19 protein-coding genes are annotated in these 21171 nt (G+C 62.7%); 13 read left to right on the forward strand and 6 right to left on the reverse strand.

What is annotated here, in order from left to right; all coding sequences use genetic code 11:
* Complete coding sequence (locus BFP99_RS24055; protein ID WP_065924119.1) at positions 1-900, forward strand: hydroxymethylglutaryl-CoA lyase; 900 nt, start codon at positions 1-3, stop codon at positions 898-900.
* A gap of 542 nt (positions 901-1442) precedes the next feature.
* On the opposite strand, the gene BFP99_RS24060 is transcribed toward BFP99_RS24055, so the two are convergent.
* On the reverse strand, positions 1443-3080 hold the full coding sequence (locus tag BFP99_RS24060; protein ID WP_065924120.1) for an AMP-binding protein: 1638 nt from the start codon (positions 3078-3080) through the stop codon (positions 1443-1445).
* Between the two features lie 150 nt (positions 3081-3230).
* Between BFP99_RS24060 and BFP99_RS24065 the strand changes: the two genes are divergently transcribed.
* The 4 genes from BFP99_RS24065 (at position 3231) to BFP99_RS24080 (ending at position 8875) form a co-directional block, all read left to right on the forward strand.
* The gene (locus BFP99_RS24065; protein WP_065924121.1) at positions 3231-4394 is read left to right on the forward strand and encodes an isovaleryl-CoA dehydrogenase; all 1164 of its coding nucleotides are present in this window, start codon (positions 3231-3233) and stop codon (positions 4392-4394) included.
* Between the two features lie 11 nt (positions 4395-4405).
* The gene (locus BFP99_RS24070; RefSeq protein ID WP_065948380.1) at positions 4406-6013 is read left to right on the forward strand and encodes a carboxyl transferase domain-containing protein; all 1608 of its coding nucleotides are present in this window, start codon (positions 4406-4408) and stop codon (positions 6011-6013) included.
* 133 nt (positions 6014-6146) lie between these two features.
* Positions 6147-6953 carry a gamma-carboxygeranoyl-CoA hydratase gene (locus tag BFP99_RS24075; protein ID WP_027606269.1) on the forward strand — a complete coding sequence of 269 codons (807 nt, stop codon included), beginning with the start codon at positions 6147-6149 and terminating at the stop codon, positions 6951-6953.
* Positions 6950-8875: an acetyl/propionyl/methylcrotonyl-CoA carboxylase subunit alpha gene (locus BFP99_RS24080; RefSeq protein WP_065948381.1), complete on the forward strand. Its 1926-nt coding sequence runs from the start codon at positions 6950-6952 to the stop codon at positions 8873-8875. The genes BFP99_RS24075 and BFP99_RS24080 overlap by 4 nt, the downstream gene beginning before the upstream one ends.
* Here the strand turns inward: BFP99_RS24080 and BFP99_RS24085 are convergent.
* Positions 8872-9507 (reverse strand): LexA family protein, encoded by a 636-nt coding sequence (locus tag BFP99_RS24085; RefSeq protein WP_065948382.1) that lies wholly within the window; start codon positions 9505-9507, stop codon positions 8872-8874. The two genes, BFP99_RS24080 and BFP99_RS24085, sit on opposite strands and share 4 nt — an antisense overlap.
* Before the next feature lie 131 nt (positions 9508-9638).
* Between BFP99_RS24085 and BFP99_RS24090 the strand changes: the two genes are divergently transcribed.
* Positions 9639-9989, forward strand: coding sequence for a DUF6124 family protein (locus tag BFP99_RS24090; protein WP_027606266.1), 351 nt, complete (start codon positions 9639-9641; stop codon positions 9987-9989).
* 463 nt (positions 9990-10452) lie between these two features.
* Entirely contained in the window at positions 10453-11604 is a 1152-nt protein-coding gene (locus BFP99_RS24095; RefSeq protein WP_065948383.1) for a M14 family metallopeptidase, read from the forward strand.
* 18 nt (positions 11605-11622) lie between these two features.
* Here BFP99_RS24095 and BFP99_RS24100 read toward each other — a convergent pair whose 3' ends face one another.
* Positions 11623-12162 carry a cytochrome b gene (locus BFP99_RS24100; protein ID WP_065940125.1) on the reverse strand — a complete coding sequence of 180 codons (540 nt, stop codon included), beginning with the start codon at positions 12160-12162 and terminating at the stop codon, positions 11623-11625.
* Positions 12159-13241: a catalase family peroxidase gene (locus tag BFP99_RS24105; RefSeq protein ID WP_065948384.1), complete on the reverse strand. Its 1083-nt coding sequence runs from the start codon at positions 13239-13241 to the stop codon at positions 12159-12161. The genes BFP99_RS24100 and BFP99_RS24105 overlap by 4 nt, the downstream gene beginning before the upstream one ends.
* A gap of 169 nt (positions 13242-13410) precedes the next feature.
* Between BFP99_RS24105 and BFP99_RS24110 the strand changes: the two genes are divergently transcribed.
* The 4 genes from BFP99_RS24110 to BFP99_RS24125 all read left to right on the forward strand — a co-directional run bounded on the left by BFP99_RS24110 (position 13411) and on the right by BFP99_RS24125 (position 17152).
* Entirely contained in the window at positions 13411-13917 is a 507-nt protein-coding gene (locus BFP99_RS24110) for an RNA polymerase sigma factor (protein ID WP_027606262.1), read from the forward strand.
* Entirely contained in the window at positions 13914-14651 is a 738-nt protein-coding gene (locus tag BFP99_RS24115) for an anti-sigma factor family protein (RefSeq protein ID WP_065948385.1), read from the forward strand. Before BFP99_RS24110 ends, BFP99_RS24115 begins: the two co-directional genes overlap by 4 nt.
* A 62-nt stretch (positions 14652-14713) precedes the next feature.
* Positions 14714-15808 carry a cell division protein ZapE gene (gene zapE, locus BFP99_RS24120; RefSeq protein ID WP_065948386.1) on the forward strand — a complete coding sequence of 365 codons (1095 nt, stop codon included), beginning with the start codon at positions 14714-14716 and terminating at the stop codon, positions 15806-15808.
* Positions 15809-15847: 39 nt separating this feature from the next.
* Positions 15848-17152 carry a protein kinase gene (locus tag BFP99_RS24125; protein ID WP_065948444.1) on the forward strand — a complete coding sequence of 435 codons (1305 nt, stop codon included), beginning with the start codon at positions 15848-15850 and terminating at the stop codon, positions 17150-17152.
* Between the two features lie 227 nt (positions 17153-17379).
* Here BFP99_RS24125 and BFP99_RS24130 read toward each other — a convergent pair whose 3' ends face one another.
* Together BFP99_RS24130 and BFP99_RS24135 are read right to left on the reverse strand one after the other, a co-directional pair.
* Positions 17380-18087 (reverse strand): YebC/PmpR family DNA-binding transcriptional regulator, encoded by a 708-nt coding sequence (locus BFP99_RS24130; RefSeq protein ID WP_027606258.1) that lies wholly within the window; start codon positions 18085-18087, stop codon positions 17380-17382.
* Between the two features lie 99 nt (positions 18088-18186).
* Positions 18187-19044 carry a LysR substrate-binding domain-containing protein gene (locus BFP99_RS24135; protein ID WP_065948387.1) on the reverse strand — a complete coding sequence of 286 codons (858 nt, stop codon included), beginning with the start codon at positions 19042-19044 and terminating at the stop codon, positions 18187-18189.
* A gap of 113 nt (positions 19045-19157) precedes the next feature.
* On the opposite strand from BFP99_RS24135, the gene BFP99_RS24140 reads away from it, so the two are divergent.
* Both BFP99_RS24140 and phnX read left to right on the forward strand, forming a co-directional pair.
* A complete protein-coding gene (locus BFP99_RS24140) occupies positions 19158-20267 on the forward strand; it encodes a 2-aminoethylphosphonate--pyruvate transaminase (RefSeq protein ID WP_065948388.1) in 1110 nt (369 codons plus the stop codon).
* 27 nt (positions 20268-20294) lie between these two features.
* Positions 20295-21122 (forward strand): phosphonoacetaldehyde hydrolase, encoded by an 828-nt coding sequence (phnX, locus tag BFP99_RS24145; RefSeq protein WP_065948389.1) that lies wholly within the window; start codon positions 20295-20297, stop codon positions 21120-21122.
* Positions 21123-21171 lie beyond the last annotated feature (49 nt).

Here is a 21171-nt window from a genome sequence, read left to right on the forward strand (position 1 = left end):
ATGTCCCTCCCCTCCCATGTGCGCCTGGTGGAAGTCGGCCCGCGCGACGGCTTGCAGAACGAAGCCCAGCCCATCAGCGTGGCCGACAAGGTCCAATTGGTGGATGCCCTCAGCGCGGCGGGCCTGAGCTATATCGAAGTCGGCAGTTTTGTCTCGCCCAAGTGGGTGCCGCAAATGGCCGGTTCCGCCGACGTGTTCGCGCAGATCCAGCGCAAGCCCGGCGTAACCTACGGCGCGCTGGCGCCAAACCTGCGTGGTTTCGAGGACGCGCTGGCGGCGGGCGTGAAGGAAGTGGCGGTGTTTGCCGCAGCCTCCGAGGCGTTTTCCCAGCGCAATATCAACTGTTCCATCAGCGAAAGCCTGGAGCGTTTTGCGCCGATCATGACGGCGGCCAGGCAGCACGGCATCAGCGTGCGCGGCTATGTGTCCTGTGTGTTGGGTTGCCCTTACGAAGGTGAGATTGCGCCGGAACAGGTGGCGGCGGTCGCGCGGGAGTTGTATGCCATGGGCTGCTACGAGGTGTCCCTGGGCGACACCATCGGCACCGGCACGGCGGGCACCACGCGGCGGCTGTTCGAGGTGGTCGGCGCGCAGGTGCCACGGGACAAACTGGCGGGCCACTTCCATGACACCTATGGCCAGGCCATCGCCAATATCTATGCCGGCCTGCTGGAAGGCATCACGGTATTCGACAGCTCTATTTCAGGCCTCGGCGGCTGCCCCTATGCCAAGGGCGCCAGCGGTAACGTCGCCACCGAAGATGTGCTGTACCTGCTCAATGGCCTCGGGATCGACACCGGCATCGACCTGGACGCATTGATTCGCGCGGGCCTGCAAATCAGCCATGTCCTCGGCCGCCCTACCGGCTCGCGCGTAGCCAAGGCGCGGACAGCCGGTTGAGTAGCGTAGCCGTGACAATGTGTTACCGCACGGCTACACATCGAGTAACACGGGAACATATTTTGTCGTATTTTCTGTAGGCCAAACCCTACTAAAAAATTAACTTATTGATTTTAAATGAATTTTAAAAGTTGGCACGCCTTCTGCTATCTCTATGGCATAACAAGAATAAAAAGCGCCAAATCTAATAAAAATAAGACGAAACGACTCTGACATAACAAAAACAACACGGCAGAGACGCAGCTAACAGATTTTTTTGGAGAAGATGTGCTTCGCAGGGTACGGCATGCCGAAACCCGCAACCGGTTAGAGAAAAATAAAACTACCTCAGGTAGCTACCCACTGGTTGGATCGTTAACGAAGAAGCAGATCAGCGCTCAAAAAAATACGTTTGCTCTTGACCCCGGATGGGGGTCGCCAAAAACAGCGGTAAAGGGTAACGGTTGCCAAAAACAACAATAGACCGCCCCTCAATAATAAAAAAAGAGCACGCAACGACAAATTAAAGGGGACCTTCGGGTCCCCTTTGTGCTTTCTGGCCTTTAACCCTGCCCTGCCCCCAGCTCTTCGATCGAGATCTCGCGCATGCGGAATTTCTGGATCTTGCCCGTCACCGTCATCGGAAACTCCTCCACGAACTTGAAGTACCTGGGCGTCTTGAAGTGCGCGATGCGGCCCTTGCACCAGGCCTGCAGCTCCAGTTCGCTGGCCACATGGCCGGGATGCAACTTGACCCAGGCCACGATCTCCTCGCCGTAACGCTCGTCCGGAATGCCGATGACCTGCACATCGGCCACCGCCGGGTGGGTGAAGAAAAACTCTTCCACCTCGCGCGGGTACACGTTTTCGCCACCGCGAATGATCATGTCCTTGTTGCGCCCGGCGATGCACACATAGCCGTGGGCATCCATGGTGGCCAGGTCGCCGGTGTGCATCCAGCCCGCAGCGTCGATGGCCTCGCGGGTACCGTCGGGGTTGTTCCAGTAGCCGAGCATCACGCTGTAGCCACGGGTGCACAGTTCGCCGACCTGGCCACGGGGCAGCGTGTTACCGGCTTCATCGATGATCTTGCTTTCCAGTTGCGGCTGGGTGCGGCCGACGGTGGTCACGCGACGCTCCAGATCGTCATCCGCGCCGGTTTGCAGGGACACGGGGCTGGTCTCGGTCATGCCGTAGGCAATCTGCACCTCGCCCATGTGCAATTCGCCGATGACCCGGCGCATCACCTCGATGGGGCACGTGGCGCCGGCCATGATGCCGGTGCGCAGGGTGGACAGCTCGAACTCGCCCCGGCGTGGGTGATCAAGCAAGGCAATAAACATCGTGGGCACGCCGTACAGGCCAGTGGCACGTTCTTCGGCGACGGCGGTGAGGGTCAGCAGCGGATCGAAGCCGTCATTCGGGTAGATCATGGTGGTGCCATGGGTAATGCAGCCCAGGTTGCCCATCACCATGCCGAAGCAGTGGTACAGCGGCACCGGGATCACCAGGCGGTCCTGCGCGGTGAGGCCCAGGCTTTCGCCGACCATATAGCCGTTATTGAGGATGTTGTGATGACTGAGGGTGGCGCCCTTGGGGAACCCCGTGGTGCCGGAGGTGTACTGGATATTGACGGCTTGATCGAAGTGCAGGCTGGCCTGACGGCTGTGCAGCTGCTCGGGCGGCAGGCCCGCACCGAGGGCCGCCAGTTCCGACCAGGGCAGGAAGCCCGGGGGCGGGCTGGGGTCGAGGCTGATCATGCCGCGCAGATCAGGCTGCAATGCCTGCAACATCGCGTGGTAGTCGGAGGTCTTGAACGCGCCGGCGCACACCAGCCACTCGCAGCCGGACTGCTTGAGCACGTAGTCCAGTTCACTGCTGCGGTACGCCGGGTTGATATTGACCAGGATCACACCAATCTTGGCGCTGGCGATCTGGCTGATGCACCACTCGGCGCAATTGGGCGCCCAGATGCCCAGGCGATCGCCGGTCTGCATACCCAAGGCCAGGAACGCGCGGGCATGCACATCGACGGTCTCGGCCAGTTGCCGCCAGGTGTAGCGACGCTGCTGATGGCGCACCACAAGGGCTTCGCCATCGGGGTATTGCGCCACGGTGTGATCGAAGGCCTGGCCAATGGTCATGGCCAGCAACGCCTTGTCCTGGGAGCCACGGCTGTAGCTCGGATGCAGTTGATCCATAACGACCCCGGTTGTCTTTTTTGTAGGTTGACGTAAACGTAAACTACGATTGACAGCACCGTAACGCAAGCTTACGTTAACGTAAAGGTGAGCGCCCTTCCCTGGCGCGCCATCCACACAACAACAAAGCTCACATTAAGGTGCCTGTCCATGAGTTACCCGTCCCTGAACTTCGCCCTCGGTGAAACCATCGACATGCTGCGCGACCAGGTGCAGTCCTTCGTGGCCAAGGAAATCGCGCCCCGTGCGGCACAGATCGACATCGACAACCTGTTCCCCGCCGACCTGTGGCGCAAGTTCGGGGATATGGGCCTGCTGGGCATCACCGTACCGGAAGAATACGGCGGCGCCGGCCTGGGCTACCTGGCCCACGTGGTGAGCATGGAAGAAATCAGCCGTGGCTCGGCGTCGGTGGCGTTGTCCTACGGCGCCCACTCCAACCTGTGTGTGAACCAGATCAACCGCAACGGTACTCACGAACAGAAACTCAAGTACCTGCCCAAACTGATCAGCGGCGAACACGTCGGCGCCCTGGCCATGAGCGAACCCAACGCCGGTTCCGATGTAGTCTCGATGAAACTGCGCGCCGACAAACACGGCGACCACTACGTGCTCAACGGCAGCAAGACCTGGATCACCAACGGCCCCGACGCCAGCACGTATGTGATCTACGCCAAGACCGACCTGGAAAAGGGCCCCCACGGCATCACCGCGTTTATCGTCGAGCGCGACTGGAAAGGCTTCAGCCGCAGCAACAAGTTCGACAAGCTCGGCATGCGTGGCTCCAACACCTGCGAGCTGTTTTTCGATGACGTCGAAGTGCCGGAAGAAAACATCCTCGGCGTGCTCAACGGCGGTGTGAAAGTGCTGATGAGCGGCCTCGATTACGAGCGCGTGGTGCTGTCCGGCGGCCCCACGGGGATCATGCAGGCGTGCATGGACCTGATCGTGCCCTACATCCACGATCGCAAGCAGTTCGGCCAAAGCATCGGCGAGTTCCAGCTGATCCAGGGCAAGGTCGCCGACATGTACACCCAGCTCAACGCCAGCCGCGCCTACCTCTACGCGGTGGCCCAGGCCTGCGAACGCGGTGAAACCACGCGCAAGGATGCGGCCGGGGTGATCCTGTACAGCGCCGAACGCGCCACGCAAATGGCCCTCGACGCGATCCAGATCCTCGGCGGCAATGGCTACATCAATGAATTCCCCGCCGGGCGCCTGCTGCGGGACGCCAAGCTGTATGAAATCGGCGCCGGCACCAGTGAGATTCGGCGGATGCTGATCGGTCGCGAACTCTTCAACGAAACCCGCTGAAGGAGCGCCCCATGGCCACCTTGCACACCCAGCTCAACCCACGCTCAGCGGAGTTCGCCAGCAACAGCGCGGCGATGCGCCAACAGGTCGACGCCCTGCATACCCTGCTCGCCCACGTGCAGCAAGGCGGCGGCGCCAAGGCCCAGGAGCGCCACACCTCACGCGGCAAACTGCTGCCGCGCGAGCGCATCAATCGCCTGCTGGACCCGGGCTCGCCGTTCCTTGAACTCAGCCAACTGGCCGCCCATCAGGTGTATGGCGAAGACGTGCCGGCCGCCGGCGTGATCGCCGGCATCGGCCGCGTGGAAGGCGTCGAATGCATGATCGTCGCCAACGACGCCACGGTAAAAGGCGGCTCCTACTACCCGCTCACGGTGAAAAAACACCTGCGCGCCCAGACCATCGCCGAGCAGAACCGTCTGCCGTGCATCTACCTGGTGGACTCCGGCGGCGCCAACCTGCCGCGCCAGGATGAAGTGTTTCCCGACCGCGAACACTTCGGGCGGATCTTCTTCAACCAGGCCAACATGAGTGCCCAGGGCATCCCGCAGATCGCCGTGGTGATGGGCTCGTGCACCGCCGGTGGCGCCTACGTGCCGGCCATGGCCGACGAAGCGATCATGGTGCGCAACCAAGCCACCATCTTCCTGGCCGGCCCGCCGCTGGTAAAGGCCGCTACCGGTGAAGTGGTCAGTGCCGAAGACCTCGGCGGTGCCGATGTGCACTGCAGGATATCCGGCGTGGCCGACCACTATGCCGACAGTGACGAACACGCCCTGGCCCTGGCCCGCCGCAGCGTGGCCAACCTCAATTGGCGCAAGCAGGGCCAATTGCTGCAACGCACGCCCGTGGCGCCGCTGTACAGCAGCGAAGAGCTCTACGGCGTGATCCCGGCCGATGCCAAGCAGCCGTTCGATGTACGCGAAGTGATCGCACGGCTGGTGGATGGCTCGGTGTTCGATGAGTTCAAGGCGCTGTTCGGCACCACCCTGGTGTGCGGCTTCGCGCATGTGCACGGCTACCCGATTGCGATCCTGGCGAACAACGGGATTCTGTTCGCCGAAGCCGCGCAAAAAGGCGCGCACTTTATCGAGCTGGCCTGCCAACGCGGGATTCCCCTGCTGTTCCTGCAGAACATCACCGGGTTTATGGTCGGCCAGAAATACGAAGTCGGTGGCATCGCCAAGCACGGCGCCAAGCTGGTGACCGCGGTGGCGTGCGCCAAGGTGCCGAAATTCACGGTGATCATCGGCGGCAGCTTCGGCGCCGGCAACTACGGCATGTGCGGCCGCGCCTATGATCCGCGCTTTTTGTGGATGTGGCCCAACGCGCGGATTGGCGTGATGGGCGCCGAACAGGCTGCGGGCGTGCTGGTGCAGGTCAAGCGTGAGCAGGCTGAACGGGCAGGCGTCGGCTTCAGCGCTGAAGAGGAAGCGGCGATCAAGCAGCCGATCCTCGACCAGTACGAAACCCAGGGTCACCCTTATTACTCCAGCGCACGCCTGTGGGACGACGGCGTCATCGACCCGATGCAGACCCGCGATGTGCTGGCCCTGGCCTTGTCCGCCGCGCTGAATGCCCCCATCGAGCCGAGCCGCTTCGGCGTGTTCCGTATGTAACCTGTAGGAGCGAGCTTGCTCGCGAAGGTCGTTAACGATAACGCGAGCATTCTGGATGAACGCGTTGCCTGGACGTTTTTCGCGAGCAAGCTCGCTCCTACAGGAGACCTCTCATCATCATGGAGCTCCTTGCATGAGCGATTTCAACACCCTCGAACTGATCACCGACAGCCGTGGCTTTGCCACGCTGTGGCTCAGCCGAGAAGCCAAGAACAACGCGTTCAACGCCGAGATGATCCGCGAACTGATCATCGCCCTCGACCATGTGCAAGGTGATGCGTCCCTGCGTTTCCTGGTCCTGCGGGGGCGTGGCAGGCACTTCAGCGCCGGTGCCGACCTGGCCTGGATGCAGCAGTCGGCCGAGCTGGATTACCACACCAACCTGGACGACGCCCGCGAACTGGCGGAGCTGATGTACAACCTGGCCAAGCTGAAAATCCCCACCCTGGCAGTAGTGCAAGGCGCGGCCTACGGTGGCGCGCTGGGCCTGATCAGTTGCTGCGACATGGCCATCGGCGCCGATGACGCGCAGTTCTGCCTGTCGGAAGTGCGCATCGGCCTGGCCCCGGCCGTGATCAGCCCGTTCGTGGTGCAGGCCATCGGCGAACGGGCGGCGCGGCGCTATGCCCTGACCGCCGAGCGCTTTGGCGGCCAGCGTGCACGGGAAATCGGCCTGCTGGCGGAAAGCTACCCGATTGGCGAACTGGACCAACAGGTGGAACAGTGGATCACCCACCTGCTGCATAACAGCCCGGCGGCGATGCGCGCCAGCAAGGACCTGCTGCGTGAAGTCGGTAACGGCGCGCTCACCCCTGCCCTGCGCCGCTATTGCGAAAATGCCATTGCACGCATCCGTGTCAGCGCCGAAGGCCAGGAAGGTTTGCGCGCTTTTTTGCAAAAACGCCCACCCAGCTGGCAACCCCAGGAGCCGCGTTCATGAGCACGCTGACCACCATACTGGTGGCCAACCGCGGCGAGATTGCCTGCCGGGTGATGCGCACCGCCAAGGCCATGGGCCTGACCACCGTGGCGGTGCATAGCGCCGTCGACCGTGATGCGCGACACAGCCGCGAGGCGGATATTCGTGTCGACCTGGGGGGCAGCAAGGCCACCGAGAGCTACCTGCAAATCGACAAACTGATCGCCGCCGCCCAGGCCAGCGGTGCCCAGGCCATTCACCCAGGCTACGGTTTCCTGTCGGAAAACGCCGGGTTTGCCCGTGCGATCGAAGCGGCGGGCCTGATCTTCCTCGGGCCGCCCGCCTCGGCCATCGACGCCATGGGCAGTAAGTCCGCCGCCAAGGCCCTGATGGAAACCGCCGGCGTGCCCCTGGTGCCGGGATATCACGGCACAGAACAGGACCTGGAAACCTTCCGCGCCGCCTGTGAGCGCATCGGCTATCCGGTGCTGCTCAAGGCTACGGCCGGTGGCGGCGGCAAGGGCATGAAGGTGGTGGAGGATGTCAGCCAGCTCGCCGACGCCCTGGCCTCGGCCCAGCGTGAGGCGCTGTCGTCCTTCGGCAATGGGCAGATGCTGGTGGAGAAATACCTGCTCAAGCCACGCCACGTAGAGATCCAGGTGTTTGCCGATCAGCATGGGCATTGCCTGTACCTCAATGAGCGGGATTGCTCGATCCAACGCCGCCACCAAAAGGTCGTCGAGGAAGCCCCGGCACCGGGGCTGAGCGTTGCACAGCGCAAGGCCATGGGCGAAGCGGCGGTGCGTGCGGCCCAGGCCATCGGTTATGTCGGTGCGGGCACGGTGGAGTTCTTGCTGGATGCGCGCGGCGAGTTTTTCTTCATGGAGATGAACACCCGGCTGCAGGTGGAACACCCGGTCACCGAAGCGATTACCGGCCTGGACCTGGTGGCCTGGCAGATTCGCGTCGCCCAGGGCGAGGCGCTGCCGATCACCCAGGAGCAGGTGCCGCTGATCGGCCACGCGATTGAAGTGCGTTTGTACGCCGAAGACCCGGCCAACGACTTCCTGCCCGCCACCGGGCACCTGGCGCTGTATCGCGAGTCCGGGCCGGGCCCGGGGCGCCGCGTGGACAGTGGTGTCGAGCAAGGAGACGACGTGTCGCCGTTCTACGATCCGATGCTCGGCAAGCTGATTGCCTGGGGTGAAGACCGTGAACAGGCACGCCTGCGGTTGCTGAGCATGCTCGACGAGTTTGCCGTGGGTGGGCTGAAGACCAACCTGGGCTTCCTGCGGCGCATTATTGGTCATCCGGCATTTGCGGCGGCCGAGTTGGATACCGGATTCATTCCGCGCTATCAGGAGGATCTGCTGCCGGTGGCCGGGACGCTGAGCGATGCGTTCTGGCAGGCTGCGGGTTCGGCCTTTATGCAGAGCTTGCCTGCGGGTGACGGGCCATGGGCGGACACCCGTGGATTCCGTGCGGGGCTGCCCGCCGAGGTCTCGCTGCACTTGAGCTGCAATGGCCAGGACCGCCTGGTGACACTGGCCGCCGACGCCGCGACATTGCAGGGCGAACAGTTAGTGATCGAACACCAGGGCGTCCGTCGTTCACATCTGGCAGTGCGCAACGAGCACAGGGTTTTCCTGCGTTGGGACGGCGAGATGCAGGGCGTGAGCCTGTTCGATCCGATTGCGGCAGTCGAGGCCAGCCAGTCGCACCAGGGCGGCCTCACGGCACCCATGAACGGCAGCATCGTGCGGGTACTGGTGGACGTCGGCCAAACGGTCGAGGCCGGCACGCAACTGGTGGTGCTCGAGGCGATGAAGATGGAGCACAGTATCCGCGCGCCCCAGGCCGGGGTAGTCAAGGCGCTGTTCTGCCAGGAGGGCGAAATGGTTGCCGAAGGGTGTGCGTTGGTGGAGCTCGAAACGGAGGACTAGAACTTCACCGTGGCCTGCACGACGACGCCGAGGATGCGGCAATCAGCGGTGAACAGCAGTTTCGGGTAGGTGGGGTTGAGCGGCACCAGGTAGAGCTGGCCGCTCTCTTCCAGCAACTGGCGGAAGGTCGCCTGGGTACTGGCGGCCCGTTGGGCGACTACCAGTTTTCCGGGTTCGGCGGCGATGGCCGGATCTACCAGGATCATCATCCCCGCTGCGATGCTCGGGCCGCTGAGCGCGGTCATGGCGTCACCTGTCACCGGCAGCCAGAAGGCGTCGCCCCGGGCGTGGTAATCCGTCGGTTCGAAGCGTGCGGCGCCATAGGCCGGGCGCTCTTCGCGAATGTCACACAGGCCTTTCCACTCGCTGACCGGGTAGCGAAAATACGACGTGTATTGTTTTGCCGGGCCACGGACTTCGTCGGCCTTCTCACGCAGCTCCTGCACCACCTCCAAGTCGCCCAGCCCCAACTCTGCCAGCACCCGGTTCATATCCGCCAGGCTCGGCACGCGGCGCTTGTTGAGCCAGTGGCCAACGCCCCCCTGGGACATGCCCAAGCGTTCAGCCAGCTCACCCTGGGTGACCTCGCGGTCTTTCATGTTGGCCTTGACCAATGCTATCCATTTATCCATGGCCGCCGACAATACGTCAGCCAGTTTCCAGGGCAATAAACAGTTTGTAGTAATCCATAAAACGACATAAATACGATACGTACTATCATCGAGCATAAGGTTTTCGACACCCACCCAGAGTACCGCCCCTTATGACGACGAGCCCGTATCCCCTGCCTGAAACACCCGAAAACGATGACGTGCAAGGCCTGCGCAGCAGCGGTGCTGCCCAGCGTGCCTTGGACTTTTACTTGAAAGAAAATATGTCAGCACCCGTCCCGGATGACAGCTTTTTCGCCATCAAGCCCGGCATCAGCCAGGAGGAAGCCCTGGTGCACGCCTCGGACCTGTTGCGCAGTGCCGCCGCCACGGCCTACGAATCAGCGAGCAGCCATCAGGGCAACCAGCGAGACCTGGCGTTTTCAGTGGTGTATTTGATTGATATGGCGAAGGCGATGGTCGAGCGGTCGTTGCGGGCACCGGAGGTTCGGGCGAACGGATAACAACCGCGAAAGAAAAATATTTCTATCCCATGGATAAAAACATTTGACTTGCAAATGATAATGATTATTATTGGACCCAGCTGATCGCGAGATCAGTCGATAGACCAAGGGACCTTAGGTCGGACTCTTGGAATATCTCCTCATCAGGCTAATCACGGTTTTTGACCCGGCTCTTTGGCCGGGTCTTTTTTTTGCCAGTTTCCCTGGCATGGCTTCAGGCTAATGAAGACTGTGTGTTGCTTGATGGCGCGCATGGTAGCAAAAGACCATCGCCAAAAGAAAGCCAGTCCAGTGCTCCAGCGCACATCTCTGCGAAATAGCGCTTGAGAATCAATCTCATAGATTCTAAGCTGCGGCGGCGTCACGGACGACGCCCCCCTCCCCGCAACAATTTTGCATCCAGGCTTTACCAAACTCCTGTGTAATATAGCCGCCACAACACTCATATTCAGGCAACCAGACTATGACCGTGGCCTTGACCTCCATCAAGATCAGCACCGACTTCGACAGTGGCAATATCCAGGTGCTCGACGCCAGCGACGCCTACCAGCTGCTGCTGGCCATCCAACCCGATACCCGCAGCCACCATTACCAATGGTTCCACTTCAAAGCCGAAGGCATGCACGTGGGCCACACCCATAACTTTCGCCTGAGCAACGCCGGTGGCTCTTCGTATAAGCACGCCTGGAGCGGCTATAACGCTGTCGCGTCCTATGATCACGTCAACTGGTTCCGAGTCCCCACGCGCTTTGACGGCGAGATCCTGCACATCAGCCTCGAAACCCGTGAGAAGCATGCCTGGTTGGCCTACTTCGAGCCCTACAGTCGCGAACGCCACGACTGGCTGATCGACCAGGCCCTGAAGTACGCCGGCACCCAACTGCTGGCCACCGGCAAAAGTGTCGAGGGCCGCGATATTCAACTGTTGCGACGTGGCAAAGGCGGCGAAGGCCGACGCAATGTCTGGATCATTGCCCAGCAGCACCCCGGCGAACACATGGCCGAATGGTTCATGGAGGGCATCATCGAACGCCTGCAACAGGATGGCGATGCCGAGATGAAAAAGCTCCTGGCCGTTGCCGACCTGTACCTGGTGCCGAACATGAACCCCGACGGCGCCTTCCACGGTCACCTGCGCACCAACGCCATGGGCCAGGACCTCAATCGCGCCTGGCAAAGCGCCAGCCAGGAGATCAGCCCGGAAGTGCTGTTCGTGCAACAGCAAATGCAGCAGTACGGTGTCGACCTGTTCCTCGATATTCACGGCGACGAAGAAATCCCCTACGTGTTCACCGCTGCCTGCGAAGGCAACCCCGGCTACACCCCGCGTATCGAAGGGCTGGAAAAACGCTTTCGCAGCCATTTGAGTTCGCTGACCCGTGACTTCCAAACCACCCACGGCTACACCCGCGACTTGCCGGGCGAAGCCAATATGACCCTGGCCTGCAATGCCGTCGGCGAGCAGTACGACTGCCTGTCCCTGACCCTGGAAATGCCGTTCAAGGACAACGACGACGCCCCCAACCCGAAAACCGGTTGGTCAGGCGAACGCTCCAAACAGCTGGCCAAGGACATCTTGAGCACCGTGGCCGATATCGTCACGGTCCTGCGCTAACGCCCCTGGCCCCCGGCATCAGTCCTTGGTGCCGGTCATGCTCTGCAACACACCATCGCGCCGAATCAACCCATGGAACAACGCCGCCGCCAGGTGCAGCAGTACCGTCAGGAACAGCAGGTAGGCCAGATACCCATGGGCCTTGCGCAATAGCGCAAACAGCGGCGCATCCGCCGCCACCAGCGCCGGCAACTGCACCGAACTGCTGAGCATCACCGGGTCGCCCGCCGCCGAAATCATCGCCCAGCCCAGCAGCGGCAACACCAGCATCAACCCATACAAGACCAGATGGGACGCCTTGGCCGCCAGCACTTGCCACAGCGGTAAGTCAGACGGCAACGGCGGCTGGCGGGTGGAAAAGCGCACCGCCAGGCGCACGATCACCAGCACCAGGATCGCGATCCCCAGCGGCTTGTGCAGGTGGATCAACCACTCATGCCGCTCCGACACTGACGCCGCCAGGCCTGCGCCGATAAACAACATGGCGATGACCATCAGCGCCATCAACCAGTGCAGCAGGCGCGCCAGGGGCGCAAAAAACCGCGGTTGGGCATTCATGGCTTCGACTCCGCTGGGGCACTGTGCAAGGGGCTGACTTCACCGGCACGGCGCAGGTAAGAACTGGCATATGCCGCCGAACGTGCAGCCAGCAGCGGGTCATTGGAGGCTTCGATGCCGCTGGGCAAGATCAACGGATCGAAATTGATGTCGCGACAATCGCCGTCGGCCTGGGGCTGGCTGCTTTGCAGCACCAGGGTGCCGGCATTCAACACCTTGTGCTCACCGGTCCAGGGTTTGCTCGCGTCCTCCAGCGGGTCGCCGGGGTTGGCCAGGGTCATGTTCAACTGCCAACGCAACGGCCCTGTGGCCAGGCGTTGCACCAGGTCTTTCTCCAGAAAGTCGGCGCCCATCGGTGCGGTCTCCCCCTTTGCATCCTGACTCTGGGGCACTACGCCCCAACGCACGGCCTGGCGCTTGCCCTCGGCACTCACCAAATAAAACGCGTTGATACCGTTATAGGTTTCGGTCGCATAACTGGCCGATGGCCTGGCCGTCTTGACCCACGCCAGGAATGGCGCCGCCTCAGGGTGTGCGGCAAAAAACGCCGGCATATTCGCCGGGTTCGGCTTGCCGGTGGCCGGGTCCGGCGCGCCGGCCTTGAGCATCTGGTAGAACGCCTCGGGCGTGCCCACCGGGAACACCGGCATGCTGTTCATGCCGGTACGCCATTGCTGGCCGTTGGCCAGGCTGAACTGCACGGCAAAGCTGCGGATCGGTACACTGCTGTCCGGCGCATAGGGGTTGCCGCTGGGCAGGGCGAAGCGGCCGATCAATGGGGTCCTGGCCGCGCTGAACACCTGGGCGCGGGAGTAGGCACGCGCCTCGGCACTGCTTTCGAAGTACCCGGCCACGCACACGCCCTTGGCATGGTTACGCCGGAATCCAGGGTGCACGCCGTTGTTGGTTTCCAGGGCATTGACCAGGGTTTTCGGGCGCAGGCGTTGTGGGTCGAGGCTGCCGTTGACGTAGGCAAATGCCCCGGCCATAACCGCAACCACGGCACCAATTCCCGCAAGTCGTGCGATCAGGCTCGCCGTGCTTAACGGGGGACGTGGCGGTGATGAGTGATCTACCATGAACAGACTCCAGGGCCTGAAGGCCTTTGGGGGTAACCATAAGGTCGGAGCATTAAGACGAACGCCGATCCGCTCTATTCCCAGGCCCTGGATTTATTTTCCACGGCCGGGAATAACCGTTCACGCCGGACGTCTCTCTAGTCCCAGCGTAGTGACCAGCCAGACACCCATGCATGAACTCGACGAACCGTTACGTGAACTCATCCCCAGGCTGCGGCGTTTCGCTGTGTCCCTGACCCGTAACGCCAGCAGTGCCGACGACCTGGTGCAGGCGACCCTGGAGCGGGCGATCACCCGTTGGGCCGACAAACGCATCGAGGGCGATTTGCGCGCCTGGCTGTTCTCGATCCTCTACCGGCAGTTCCTCGATGCCCACCGCCGCACCCGGCGCTATGCACGCATGCTGGAATTCTTTACCGGCCGCGATGATGCGCAGCCGTCGGTGGAGCGCACCGTCATCGCCCAAGCGACCCTGCAAGCCTTCGACCAACTCAACACCGAACAACGCGCACTGCTGTTGTGGGTGTCGGTGGAGGGCTTGAGCTACAAGGAAGTCGCGCAAATACTCGAGGTGCCGATCGGCACCGTGATGTCGCGCCTGTCCCGGGCGCGCCAAGCGTTGCGTCAACTCAGCGATGGCGACATCGCCAGCCCTTCCCTGCGGATACTCAAATGATCAGCCTGCCCCCCAGCGAACGCGACCTGCATGCCTACGTCGATCATCAACTCCTGGACAGTGATCGCCGCGTGCTCGAAACCTATCTGGCCGCCCACCCCGAGGTCGCGGCCCAAGTGCAGGCGTGGCAACAGGACGCGCAATTGCTGCGCGCGTCCTTGAGCGGCGCCCTGCAACAACCGGCTAACCCGGCGCTGGACCCGGCACTGATTCGCCAGCGCCTCAAGCATCAATCGCGCCGCCACTATGCTACCGCTGCGGTCCTGCTGATGGCCGTCAGCCTCGGTGGCCTCGGCGGCTGGCAGGCCCGTGAAGCCACGCAACCGCCGCTGCTGCCGATGGCCGATGCGATGCAAGCGTTCCGCCTGTTTGCCCAGGAGGGCATCATGCCCGCCGACTACAACGGCCAGGACCGCGGCACGATGCAGGCGTGGCTCGACCGCTACTTCAATCAAGCCCATCGCCTGCCGGACTTGAGCCAAGCGGGCTTCACGCCCGTCAGCGGGCGACTGCTCACCACCGATCAAGGCGCCGCCGCCATGGTGCTGTATCAGGACGCACAAGGTCGGCGCCTCAGCTTCTACATCCGCCCACCGGGCCCGGACAACGGTTTCCTGCCCCGTGGCGAGCGCACGGCGGATGGGTTGCAAGCGCAATACTGGTCCGGCGGCGGCTACAACTATGCGGTGGTCAGCCCGGCCGGCCAGGCGACGCCCCCCCTGCAGCCGTTCTAGATTGGTCAAATCGCCAGCGGCGCCCTAAAGTAAGCGACCACCGCACTACAGAGTGACTCGCATTGGCCGTGCTCCCCCTTATCCGTCGTTTGCTCGGTAAAAAAACCGACACACACGACGACATGCCCATCCAGACGTTCTTTCAGGACAAAGCCCGGCAACAGGGTTACACCCTCAGTGCTGGCCAAGCCCAGGCCATCGACGCGATGGCGCGCCAGACCCGGCACCTGCTCGCCAGCCAGCCGACCCGCAGCCTGTACCTGCACGGCCCGGTGGGGCGCGGCAAAAGCTGGCTGCTGGACGGTTTCTTCCAGGCGCTGCCCATCGCCGAAAAGCAACGCGTGCATTTCCATGAGTTTTTCGCCCGACTGCACCGCGGTATGTTCACGCACCAGGCGACGGACGATGCCTTGGCCATGACCCTGGACGAACTGCTCGACGGCTGCAGCGTGCTGTGTTTCGACGAGTTCCACGTGCACGACATCGGCGATGCCATGCTGATTACCCGGCTGTTCAAGGCCCTGTTCCAGCGTGGCGTGTGGGTGCTGGTCACCTCCAACTATCCACCCGAAGGGCTGTTGCCCAACCCGCTGTACCACGAGCGTTTCAAGCCGGTGATCGACTTGATTGCCGCGCGTATGGACGTGCTGGAAGTCAGTTCGCCCGAGGACTTTCGCAGCCTGCCCCAGGCCCATGCAGCGCAACGCTTTACCACCGGTTGTTACCTGTGGCCGGGCACGCAGGCCCAGCGTGCGGCGCTCGGCCTGCCTGTCAGCGGCGGCCCGACGCAGACGCTGACGGTGGGCAACCGCACATTGATCTGCCGCCAGCATCATGCACGCACCATCGTATTCACCTTCAACGATCTGTGCGAACAGCTGACGGCGGTGATGGACTACCTGTTGCTGTGCGAGGCGTTCGATCACTGGGTCATCGACGGCCTGCCCCACCTGGCAGAGTGCCCGATCGCCGTGCAACAACGTTTTATCAACCTGGTGGACGTGCTTTACGACAAGGACAAGCACCTGGTCCTGATCGGCGAACAACCGCTGGAACAGGCCATGAGCGGCCAGGCCATCGACCTGGCGCGCACCGCCAGTCGCCTGAACCAATTGCAACAGGCCAACCCGCAACGGGCGCGCGACCCGGTATCATGAGCGCCATTTACGCCCCCTTGCCGAGTGATCGCGCCGTTCATGAATACCCTCGCCCAACTCAAGGCCGGCCACTTGGCCGGCATTACGCGCCTGGACCTGTCCTGCGGGCTCACCGAATTCCCTGAGGAAATCTTCGGGCTGGCCGACTCCCTGGAAATCCTCAACCTCAGCGGCAATGCCCTGAGCCGCCTGCCCGACGACCTGCACCGCCTGCCGCACCTGCGCGTGCTGTTCTGCTCGGACAACGCCTTTACCGAACTGCCGGAATGCCTGGGCCAATGCGCCAAACTGAGCATGATCGGCTTCAAGGCCAACCAGATCAGCCACGTGCCCGCCGCCGCGCTGCCGCCGTTGCTGCGCTGGCTGATCCTCACCGATAACTGCATCAGCCAGCTCCCCTGCGAGTTGGGCGAGCGGCCGCTGCTGCAGAAACTGATGCTCGCCGGTAACCAACTGACGCAGTTGCCGCAGAGCCTGGCCAACTGCAGCAATCTGGAGCTGATCCGCATTGCCTCCAACCGCCTCACACGCCTGCCCGAGTGGCTGTTGACGCTGCCGAGCCTGACGTGGCTGGCCTATGCGGGCAACCCGGTGGAAATGACCGTGGATGGGGTGGCGGATGACGCGACAGCGGCTATTCCCTGGACGGAACTGGAACTGTCCGAGGTGCTGGGCGAAGGTGCCTCGGGGGTTATTCGCAAGGCCCTGTGGACACCCACGGCCAAGCCCGTCGCCGTCAAGCTGTACAAAGGCACGATCACCAGCGACGGCTCGCCGCTGCACGAAATGCAGGCCTGCATCGCCGCCGGGTTGCACCCTAACCTGATCAAGGTGCAAGGCCGCGTGGTGGGTGCCCCCGAGGACCAGGCCGCGTTGGTCATGGACCTGATCGACCCGAGCTACCGCAACCTCGCCGCCCTGCCGAGCCTGGCCTCGTGCACCCGCGATGTCTACGACCCCGCCACCCGCTTCAGCCTCGACGTAGCCTTGCGCATGGCCCGGGGCATCGCCTCCGTGGCCGCGCATCTGCACCGGCACGGCATCACCCATGGCGACCTGTACGGGCACAATATCCTGTGGAATGAAGCGGGAGATTGTTTGCTCGGGGACTTTGGCGCGGCGTCGTTCCATGCCAAGGCAGACACCTTGGAAACACGAGCCTTGCAACGCATTGAAGTGCGCGCGTTCGGGGTGTTGCTGGGGGAATTGCTGGAGCGGGTTGAAGCGGGGTTGATTGACGAGGCGCTGGTAGCGTTGCAGAAAAGCTGTTGCCAGCCCGACGTGTTGGCACGGCCGAGCTTCGAAGAAATCAACGCCTTGCTGCAATCCATCCAACACCACTAAGCAACTGTGGGAGGGGGCTTGCCCTAATGCCAGTCAGTTAAGCGTACATCGCCTCCTGTAGGAGCGAGCTTGCTCGCGAAAAACGTCAACGATAACGCGTGCTTCCTGAATGAGCGCGGCGCCTGTGAGTTTTTCGCGAGCAAGCTCGCTCCTACAAAAAGCCTTAACTGACTGGCATTAAGGCTTGCCCCCTCCCACATTTTGAATGCGTTTCTTCAGCGGATAAATCAGCCCGCCAGGCCGACGAACATATCCTGCACGTCGTCGTGGTTGTCCAAGCCTTCGAGGAAGGCTTCGACTTCAGCCATCTGCTCATCGGTCAGGCCACTTACCGGGTTCTTCGAGATGTAGCCCAACTTGGCCGACAGCACGGTGAACCCCTGTTCCGGCAGGGCTTTTTGCACGGCGTCCAGGTCGGTGGTCTCGGTGATGAACAGGGTGGTGCCTTCCTCTTCGCCGTCTTCAAAGTCCTGCGCACCGGCTTCGATCGCGGCCATTTCCGCATCGGCATCCGGGGTGTCCGGCGAGGCTTCGATCAGGCCGACATGGTTGAAATCCCAGGCCACGGAGCCGGAAGCACCCAGCTGCCCCTTGCGGAACGCCACGCGGATTTCCGCCACGGTGCGGTTGATGTTGTCGGTCACGCACTCGACGATCAACGGTACCTGGTGCGGGGCGAACCCTTCGTAGGTCACGCGGTGGTATTGCACGGTTTCACCGAGCAGACCGGCGCCCTTCTTGATCGCGCGTTCCAGGGTTTCCTTGGGCATCGAGGCCTTTTTGGCCTGTTCCACCACCAGACGCAGGTGGGCGTTGGTCGCGGTGTCGGCACCGTTGCGGGCGGCGATGGTGATTTCTTTCACCAGCTTGCCGAAGATCTTGCCCTTGGCATTGGATGCCGCTTCTTTATGTTTGACTTTCCACTGTGCGCCCATGACTCACTCTCTTCTATACATCGCGCCGAAACGTCTACTGGCCGGCGCTTTGGGGGCAGAGTTTATAGCGCGAGAACGCATCGTTCCACCAAAAAACCCTCAGGGCGCCAACTCGAAAAACGCCTGAATCAGGCGCAACGAACGGCGCCGCTCCATGCAACCGAGCAGGTGCCGGTTGAGCAGCCCCTCGCCCTCAATCGGCACCGCCTGCACCCGCGGGTCGGGGCTGACTTCCATGGCCGAGACCACGCCCACCCCCAGCTCAGCGGCGACGGCTTCGGTCACCGCCTCGCGGCTGTCCAGCTCCAGCAGCACCTTGGGCTGCACATTCGCGGCCATGCAGGCCTCATCGAAGGTACGCCGGGTGATCGAGCTGGGCTCGCGCAGCACCATGATCATGTCGTTGAGTTGCTCGAGGCGAATACCCTCGGGTTGCTGCGCCCACGGGTGGCTGGCCGGCACCAATGCGCACATCCGCGACTCGCTCAACGGTTGCAGGTGCAGACCGTTGCGCGGTTCCACTTCGGTGAGCACCGCCACATCCGCATGCTCGGACAACAGCGCGGCCAGGGTTTCCTGGGCATTGCCCAGGCGCAGGTTGACGGTAATCCCGGGGTAGCGCGCGCGCAGGCTGGCAATCATCGGCATCACCAGGTGCGGGCCGTCCGCCGCGACTTCCAGGCGCCCGCTCAGCAGTTGGCGGTTGGCCTCCAGCATGGTCTGGGCTTCGTCCACCAGGCCAAAGATCGCCCGTGTGATCGCCGCCAGCCGCGCGCCCTCTTCGGTCAACTCCACCCGCCGCGCGGTGCGGCGCAGCAACGGGATCTGGTAGTGCTCCTCCAGGGCCTTGATATGCCCGGTCACCGCCGGTTGGCTGATGAACAGCCGCGCGGCAGCACGGGTAAAACTGCCCTCGCGGGCCACGGCATCGAATGCGCGCAGTTGGAACAGGTTCATGGTTATCGGCCTCACTGATAGCTCGCATAACAACAAACAATTTGATTGATGACAAGCCAAACTGCAATTTAGGCGTCGTAGCTTCAACCCCCGATGCCTTGCGAGGACTTGAGATGACCACTGCCGCGCCGATCCTGCTGACACCTGGCCCCCTGACCACATCGAACCGCACCCGCCGGGCCATGATGGTGGACTGGGGTTCATGGGATGACCGCTTCAACCAACTCACTGCCAGCGTCTGCGCGCAATTGCTGGCGATTCTCCACGGCGAAGGCAGCCACCATTGCGTGCCGTTGCAAGGCAGCGGCACCTTTGCGGTCGAGGCCGCCATCGGCACCCTGGTCCCGCGTGACGGCAAGGTACTGGTGCTGATCAACGGCGCCTACGGCAAGCGCCTGGCCAGGATCTGCGAAGTGCTCGGCCGTGATTTGAGCACCTTTGAGACCGCCGAGGACCAGCCCACTACCGCCGCCGATGTGGACCGCCTGCTGGCGGTAGACAGCGCCATCACCCACGTTGCGTTGATCCACTGCGAAACCAGCACCGGCATTCTCAACCCGCTGCCGCAGATCGCCGAGGTCGTCAAACACCACGGCAAGCGCCTGATCATCGACGCCATGAGCTCCTTCGGTGCGCTGCCGATCGATGCCCGCGAGGTGCCGTTCGACGCACTGATCGCCGCGTCCGGTAAGTGCCTGGAAGGCGTGCCGGGCATGGGCTTCGTCTTCGCGAACAAACAGGCGCTGGCCACCGCCCAGGGCAACTGCCATTCCCTGGCGATGGACCTGTTCGACCAGCACAGCTACATGACCAAGACCGGCCAATGGCGCTTTACCCCGCCGACCCATGTGGTCGCCGCCCTGCACGAAGCGCTGCTGCAATACCAGGAAGAAGGCGGCCTGCCCGCGCGCCACCGACGCTATGCCGACAACTGCCAGGCCTTGCTCGACGGTATGGCCGCACTGGGCCTGCGCAGCTTCCTGCCGGCGGCGATCCAGGCACCGATCATCGTGACCTTTCACGCACCGCAGGACCCGCGCTACCAGTTCAAGGACTTCTACGAACGGGTCAAGGCCAAGGGGTTCATTCTGTACCCGGGCAAATTGACCGAGGTGGAGACGTTCCGCGTGGGCTGCATCGGCCATGTCGATGCGCAAGGGATGCGCGCAGCGGTCAAGGCGATCGCCGAGGTGCTGCAAGAAATGGAAGTGTCGGACATCTGATTGCCCCTTACCCACAGGATCTGAACCATGAACTATCAAAACCCCAACACCCTCCAGGCCGTCATCCTCGACTGGGCCGGCACCGTGGTCGACTTCGGCTCCTTCGCCCCCACGCAGATTTTCGTCGAGGCCTTCGCCGAATTCGATGTGCAGGTATCCATCGAAGAAGCCCGTGGCCCGATGGGCATGGGCAAGTGGGACCATATCCGCACCCTGTGCGACCAGCCGCAAGTCGCCGAGCGCTACCGCCAGGCATTCGGCCGCACGCCCACCGATGACGACGTGACGGCCATCTACCAGCGCTTCATGCCGTTGCAGATCGAGAAGATCGCCGAACACTCGGCGCTGATCCCCGGCGCCCTCGACACCATCGGCCAACTGCGCGGGCAAGGCATCAAGATCGGCTCCTGCTCGGGCTATCCCAAGCAAGTCATGGACAAAGTGGTCGCCCTGGCCGCCACCAACGGCTACGTCGCCGACCACGTGGTCGCCACCGACGAAGTGCCCAACGGCCGCCCATGGCCAGCCCAGGCACTCGCCAACGTGATCGCCCTGGGCATCGACGATGTGGCGGCGTGCGTCAAGGTCGACGACACCGTGCCAGGCATCCTCGAAGGCCGCCGCGCCGGGATGTGGACCGTGGCCCTGACCTGCTCCGGCAATGCCCTGGGCCTGACCTACGCGCAGTTCCGCGCCCTGGACAGCGCCACGTTGGCCAGCGAACGCACGCGCATCGAAGCGATGTTCGCAAGCTCCCGCCCCCATTACCTGATCGATACCATTACCGACCTGCCGGCCGTCATCGCCGACATCAACCAGCGCCTGGCCCGTGGCGAAATGCCGCAAAGCGACTGATAGAGGTCAAGACAACGACATCGCACCGGGCAAACCGCGCAAAACAGGC

It is taken from the genome of Pseudomonas sp. 1 R 17, from assembly GCF_900067035.1.
Classification (GTDB): domain Bacteria; phylum Pseudomonadota; class Gammaproteobacteria; order Pseudomonadales; family Pseudomonadaceae; genus Aquipseudomonas; species Aquipseudomonas marginalis.